3 protein-coding genes and 1 pseudogene are annotated in these 6,879 nt (G+C 58.6%); all 4 read right to left on the bottom strand.

Features of this window, described 5'->3' with window-relative positions:
• Positions 1-1,851: hypothetical protein (locus tag EOA13_RS36175; RefSeq protein ID WP_127297920.1), on the bottom strand; the 1,851-nt coding region annotated here is incomplete at its 3' end.
• Positions 1,848-4,214, bottom strand: coding sequence for a sensor histidine kinase (locus tag EOA13_RS36170; protein WP_127297919.1), 2,367 nt, complete (start codon positions 4,212-4,214; stop codon positions 1,848-1,850). The genes EOA13_RS36170 and EOA13_RS36175, both read right to left, overlap by 4 nt.
• Positions 4,215-4,396: 182 nt before the next feature.
• A complete protein-coding gene (locus tag EOA13_RS36165; protein ID WP_206535357.1) occupies positions 4,397-5,245 on the bottom strand; it encodes a phosphoadenosine phosphosulfate reductase family protein in 849 nt (282 codons plus the stop codon).
• Positions 5,242-6,879, bottom strand: a pseudogene (locus tag EOA13_RS38200) (hypothetical protein); the annotation flags it as partial. The pseudogene EOA13_RS38200 and the gene EOA13_RS36165, both read right to left, overlap by 4 nt.

Below are 6,879 nucleotides of genomic sequence, written 5' to 3'. Positions count from 1 at the left end.
GGTGTTTTGCTTTGCCTCTGGGTTTCTGGTGATGAAACCCAAAAGCGCAGGCTTTGTGCCGTCCGCAGGTTTCTCGTGGGAGCGGATCTCGCCATATCCGCCAGCCAGTTTGCCAAGCGGCAGGCCCCGTTGCAGAAGCCGGGCTAAAGTGTCGGTTGTTTTGAGGGCTTTGAGCGGATCCTTGCCCTTCGGAATGACTTTATCGTCAGGAATTGCCGCGACCGTGGCCATCAGTTCGTCGATAGCGGCTTCAGTCATGACGAGGCGGGCATTCTCGGCATTATCCTCGTCACGTCCGAGGTAGCAGACCGCTCCATCTTGAGCGAGCGTCGGCAGGTTGAGGGTTTGCAGGGTCTTTGTGTCGTCGAAATACGAGACGGTGACTGTCACAGGAAACGTCGCCGGCATCTTGGCGGGCAATCCCACCCGACCAAGGCGCGTTAGCAGCGATTGTTGCAGGTCGAGCGCGTAGTTTTCCCGCATTCGCTGAAACAGGAAATAGGGTCCGTCAGCCACAAGCAGTTTTCCAATTGTTGCGCGATTCTCGGATCGCAAGTCTTTTGCATCCCATTCCAGTCGAATGGCGCTGCCGTCCTCTAAACGGCCCAGAGGCGTTGTCAGCGAATTGCCGTAGTCCCACGACGTGTGTGTCAACGGAGTGACGTCGCCGGCGAGCAACAGAATTCGTTTCGTACCCTCTTCGCGCACGAGATCGCATGCCGGCGTCATCACGATGAATGCGTCGCGAAGGTCTTTGTCCTGGCTGGGTGCGGGATAGTCTCGGCGCAGGAAAACATCGCCAAAAGCAATCGAGGGTTCGAGTTTGTTGGTGGCCACACCAAGACGTGCGCGATGCTGCCAGACGGTCTGATGAACGAGATGCTGGAGGTCACTGGTTCCGGCAATATGGGGAGCGGGATAGAGACTGAGATCGACCTCCTCGAGCGCGCGGGCCGCCTCGATCGTGGGCCCATCCGCCTCGATCTCAAACTGGAGGGCGCTATCAAACACGTCGACAAGATAGCTGCCTAGCGGCTGCCCTTCGAAGTTCAAAAGCAACTGACTGATCTCACCATAGTCAGAGAGATCGAGCCGTCTTACGGTCTTGAAGAAACGGGCCGCCGCCTCTTTGAGGCTCCCTTCGTAGTTCGATAGGAAAGTTGCGATCTTTACCGCATCAACGAGGTGCGTCGCTAAGCGCTCTAGCGTACGTGGAAGATTGTCCGCCTTAAGCAAATCATCCTTGCGATAAAACCTAAACAGGGCCCCAAGCAGCTTCGCCTGGTCCCGGAAGTCGGCTCGCTTGTCGTTCAATAGGTGGCTGCGTGACATGAGCACCACCGGCGGCGGCGAGGCTTGACGTGCTGCCATCAGCTCCTTCACCAGCGTGATTGACTGCGCAATGTCATCGGGCTCTTGGAGGTTTCCGAGAAAGAGATCGGCGAAGATGATATCGGCAGTTTTGGCCGCCTCGACAACGGCCCGTCCCATGCGGATCGGGGTAATTCCAAAAGTACCCAGTGCGACTTCGAGGTCAGCGAGAAATTTGGTGTCGGCCTTTTTGTTGTTTTCGTAATCCGTGAAGAGTTCACTCGCGAGGCCCGCCAGCCCCTCCTTCCCCTTCCATACGGCCGTCACGAAAGCATCATTATGGATTAGCTCGGACCCGTCGATGTTCTCGTAGTCCGGGAAGAGCTCCACCAAAACGTTTTCGTACGCGCCGGCATCAGCAAAGAATGTCGACCATGCGTCCGCATCGATGTCGCTTGCCTTGGGCACCTCGTCATAGGCGTCATCGATGATGACCGCCGTCTGGATGCCCTTGTCCTTAAGAAGCGCATTAAGTGTCATGGGACGAACGCCGCTTCTGGTAGCTCAAGAACAAACTCGTTATGCCGACGTGTCTGCGAATCCTGCTTGTCTGATATCGACAAGGTGCCGCCGAGATGTTCGGCGTTCTCTTTCGCAATATAGAGCCCTAGACCGCGTCGCTTCGACTTTTCCTTCAGCGACCAAAAAGGTCGGAAGATCTTTTCGATGTGATCGTGTGCTATGCCGCTACCATTGTCCTCGAACGTGATAGTGGGCGGATTGCTTTCGATGGTGACGGTTATGGTGGGAACGAGCCGCGGCTCCCGGTTTTGCCGCATCTGTATCCAATAGAGAGAGTTGGAAAGCAGGTTCTCAATGATCTGAATCACCATGCCCTTTACAAGTCGCACCCGAATGGGATTTTTGGGCTTGTTGATCTTGAGCACCACGCCGTGGCGCGCGAATTGCGCCGCGTGGCCCTCTTGAATGTCGTCGAAGAGCTCTGCGAGATCGAATGTTTCGGAGCGCTGACGACCTGAAACGCTGAGCTGATCAAGTACGCGCAGCCGCTTGGACACACTTTTCATTTCGGAGCGCAAGGTGTCGAGGCGCGCCTTGAGCTCGGATGGCAGGTCTCGGCCTTTTAGAGCCTCCAGAGCTTGCAATGCGCCCTCGGTTGCGCGCGCGAGCTCATGAGCCACGACCTCGACCATCAGTCCCACGCCGGCCATTTGAATCATTTGCTTGCCATCCGCTTCGACTTCTTCGATGCGTTTCTGAGCTCGTGCGGTGAGATCTTGGAACTCGACGAGTGCATGCTGAAGGTCATCGACGACATCTTGTTCGTCCTTGGGAACCAGCCTCCGAACTCGGGCAACCGCGGCAGAGGCGCGCGATTTCAGCTCGTCGATTTGCGATTTCATGTCGCCGAGTTCAACTGGAGTGAGCTTATGTCGCCTGTCCACGTCCTTAAAGAAGCCCCACAGTAGGTCCTTGATGACATGGCCCAGGACTTGAACGAAGGCAGCTTGTTCGGGGTTGACCCGGAGACCTTCGCGATTGGTTTGATCGAGCAGGTGAGGGTTGCCTGCCCGCGTGATCTGAACGTGTCCGACAAACTGGTTTTTGTTCAGGACATATCCGGTGCGGCCGAGCGCGCGCCTGTCTAGGCCGAGCCAGTCATCCTCCTCATCGCCATAGGGAAAAACGCGGAAGCCATCGCGAAAGAGCAGAATTCCGCTCCAAGTCTTCTGCAGGTCGCGAACGTCATTGCGCGTACCGATGCCGTCGATCGCGGTGAAGTGGCGCCGATTGTACCAGTAACCTTCGAAGTAGAAGGGTCCAACGGAGACAAGCGCAGTCGATGGAATTTCTCCCGAGGTTCCGGTGAGGAGACCCTCGAGATCGGGCTCCGTGAGTGTCAAGACGTCCGACTCCCGCGGATGGGGGTAACCAAGGTTGACCGCGTCCATTCGGACAAACAGCTCGGGCTTCCCCTCCTTGACCTCATATCTGCCCGTAAAGGAAGCGTGGGCGGCTTCCAGAAGCGTCTTGTCCATAAAGTCGATAGGGATGCGCGTTCCGTTCCAGGAAAGGACAATGCGGGGTCGTTTTTTAGGGTCAAGGAAGGGATCAGTAAGTCGGGCGAAGTCGTACCGAGCGAATTGTAGCAGGCGCGCCTCGGTCCAGTCCTCCCGGAGGTCACCAATGGTCAGACGTGTGCCGCTCCAAGCCCCATCCGGCTTCGCGCCGCCAGAACGAGGTTCGAACTTCACGTCCTCAATCATGGCATCAAGATCAGCGAAGGCTTTCCAGTTGATGTCTAAAACGTTGACGGTCCGATCGTCGGACTTCGCAGTCTCAACTCTCAGGCGCTCGCCTAGCCGCATGGCGGAAAGACGCCCGATGCCCTTCTCACCCAAATAGGGCGTCGTCGCCCGGCCAGTGGCGATCGAGCTGTCGACCTCGTGTTTGCGCGAAGGGGTTCCGATGGTCAGGTAGTAGCGTTTCAGTTCGACCATCGACATGCCGTCCCCTGTATCGGAGACGGTTATGGTGTTGGCTGCGGCGTAACCGTCATCGAGGTTGGCAATGAAGTCTTCGATGGACTTGCTCGCCAGAGCTGGCGCGAATGATGCGCGAGCGTCGGTGGCGGTAGGGTCGAGGCGACTCTCGAGATCGCTGCAAAGGTCACTGAGCGCCTCGGCGCTGCTCGCCTCGAGAGCACGGGCACGAATCTTAAGATAGGAGTTGCGCCGAAGCGGGACATTGAATGCCAGCTCCACCCCTTTTCGAGAATGGGCGTCGATGGCATTCTTGATGAGTTCGTAGAAGGCAATGATATCCGAGCTAATTAGCTCGGCGCCCAGCTCCAAGACTGTGCGGGCAGATATTTTGAACAAGTGGCCCCCTCGGTCGGCAATATCCAGACAGAACTGACTGCTCTAAATCCCCAGCAGCCCAGCATCAAGCGAAGGTGTCAAGAAACTCCCCCTGACTTCCGGCCCAATGCCGATGACTTTGCCGTGGACAGCTCTTTGGCAGTCGCAATGCGCGGGTCGCCACGACGCGACACCTCACCCTGTCACTTGTGGCAGATCACACATCCTGCCGCGGCCTCGTCAATTCCGTAAACGTCATCGATTGTAGGCACAACATTGCCGGCGAGCGGGTTCACGCGGCGCCGAGCCAAGAGTCGCGCGCGGCGCTGCTCGAACTCGCGCTCGATCTCGTCAACACGCGCCGGCGCGCTGAGCTCGTCTAGCCCCTCTCCCTGGCTCCACGTGAAGGGTGAGCCGTGATCGCGGGCGGTCTTCTCATATCCCTTGGCCTCGTCAAACGCGTCCGGGTGCTCCCTCATCAAGCGCACCCACTCGATTTTCTGCTGGAAGAAACAGAACGTGCAGCCCGAACGAGTCCGCCACCGATAGTACTCGGGCTCGCCCAGGCCGGCGCTTTCGAGTGTTTCGATCACGCCTGCCCGACTAATGCCGTCCTCTCGAAGAGGGAAATGCACCTGCATGTTGCCATGGGTCGCCTGATAGCCTTCCCGACTTGGTTCATCAGCCCGAATGGCCACGTAGGAATGCACGACCACCCCGGCATCGAGGTCCTCACGCAGCCATTGCTCGAGCGGTCGGAGCTTGAGCTGCCGCGTGCACCACCGAGTTTTGGGGGAGGGCAGGAAGTGATTGTATTCCTTAAGCCAGAAGTCGAAATCCCGGTCCGGATTAAGCCGGGTGATCGGTTTGCCCAGGAACCCCTCAAGCTTGTCGAGGAACGAATACACCTCTTCCAGCTCCTTGCCGGTGTCGGTGAAGAAGTATTCGAGATCGAGCTCCGGCCGGGTCTGCCGCATATGGACGGCAAGTGCCGCGCTATCGCGACCCCCCGATATCCCGAGGATATGACGCTCACGCACCGCACTGGTCATGCTGGCTCCAATCCCTTGCCTTCGGAAAGGCGTTCTACGACGCGTGCGAGAGCGGCAAGCTCCACGGCCGGCCTCATGCCCCTCTGGCGAAGCTGTGCCATCAAGTCGTCTGCCGCCATGTCTGCAGCCGCAAGCTCCTGCTCTGACACTTGGAAAGCGTGAAAGAGCGGTTTTGCCTTCGGATCCAACCCGACCATGACTGAAATAGCCTGGGAGGTTGGCGAGCGGTCACGAACTGCGGCGAATGTCTCTGCTTCGCGAAAGCGCAGGCAGAGTTTGGCCATTTCGAACATGGCCTGTTCTTGCTCGCGGTCGGACCAGTTGCGCGGCGGCTTGTGAACGAGCAGGCTCGCCAATCCTTCAATGTCGCCGTTGCTTCCCTCGAAAGCGCCGGCACGCATGATGAAGGCATCGACGCGCAGTTCAGCCGACACGCCCGAGGCGGTAGAAGAACGCGGCCCAATACCCTCAAATGTCGTCGGGTCGACTCCCAAATGCTCGGCCAGGCTCTTGCGGAGGGTCTCCAGCATTTTCGGATAGGCGTACTCAGCCTTGTTCAGAGCCGCCACCACACTGACCCCGGGATCGGGCTCTCCTTCAAGGGCGGACGCAAGGTCAGAGAACAGCAGCGCTTCAGGGTCGCTGGCCTTCAGCACAATGTCCCTAACCTTACGAACATTTTCGGCCAGCATCTGAGTGCGCTGTGCCCACAGCGGAAGAGCATGAAAACGCTGATAGAGCGCCGATGCGACCGGGAGGGCCTTCGCTTCAACGGGGCTTGTTTCAGTCGAAAGAAGCGCGGCGAGCTGCTGGACGAACGCGTCATCACGCTTGGAGCGCGAAATCCGGCGGAATTCGATAGCTGCCGGATCCTGCAGAATGCGGTCGGCCACGATATCGTCTATGGCTGGCTGGAAGGCGCCGTCGACATAGACCGCCACCGCGTTTCTGTGCGCCAGCAGATAGGACAATGCCAGCACGGGCATGACGCCGCGCTTGATGCCATAGGGCCGCGCGGCCCAGGTGTCGAAGAGTTCGGCCAGGTTCACCCGCTTCTCGCCCAGCACTGTCCAGGCAGGCTTCAGTGTCTTGCCCGCTTCGTCATCCGCAGGATCGGCGAAGCGCCACACGCCCTTATCGTCCTGCCGATGAAGGCCCAACGGCTGAACGATCGTCAGATAGAGCCCGCGCTCGACCGGGAAGTTCTCGATCCCCAAGTCTGCCACGTCCGACTTCGAAACCATGGCATGCATCAAGGTCCTCAGGCCCGCCATGGCGGCAGTCGAGGGCTTATCCCGGTAGAGCAACTCCGATTGGATGACGGGGGCCCTGCTGAAAGCAACCGTCGCAAGCGCTGACGCCAAGACGGTCAGTTCCCGGCCATCGAGTTTCTTGCCGGAAGCCTCTCTTGCACTGTCACCGAATGCCCACCAGCGGGCCTCAGAGAACGCCTTCAGCAAGTCGCTGCGTACTATTTCGGCGATCAACGATTTGCGTGCCGACAATTCTCGGCGGGCGATCCGATCACCCTCGAGCTGCGGATGCGTCTCTTCGATGCGATCCAAGGCATAGAGGTCGCTCGCATGATCCCTTAGCAGATAGACCTGCTCGCTCGCGGCCACGCCGGCCAGGAC

This window comes from Mesorhizobium sp. M7A.F.Ca.US.011.01.1.1 (genome assembly GCF_003998295.1).
In the GTDB taxonomy this organism is placed as follows: Bacteria; Pseudomonadota; Alphaproteobacteria; order Rhizobiales; family Rhizobiaceae; genus Mesorhizobium.
Note: the sequence above shows the minus strand (reverse complement) of the source record. Positions and strands in the feature narration are given on the sequence as shown.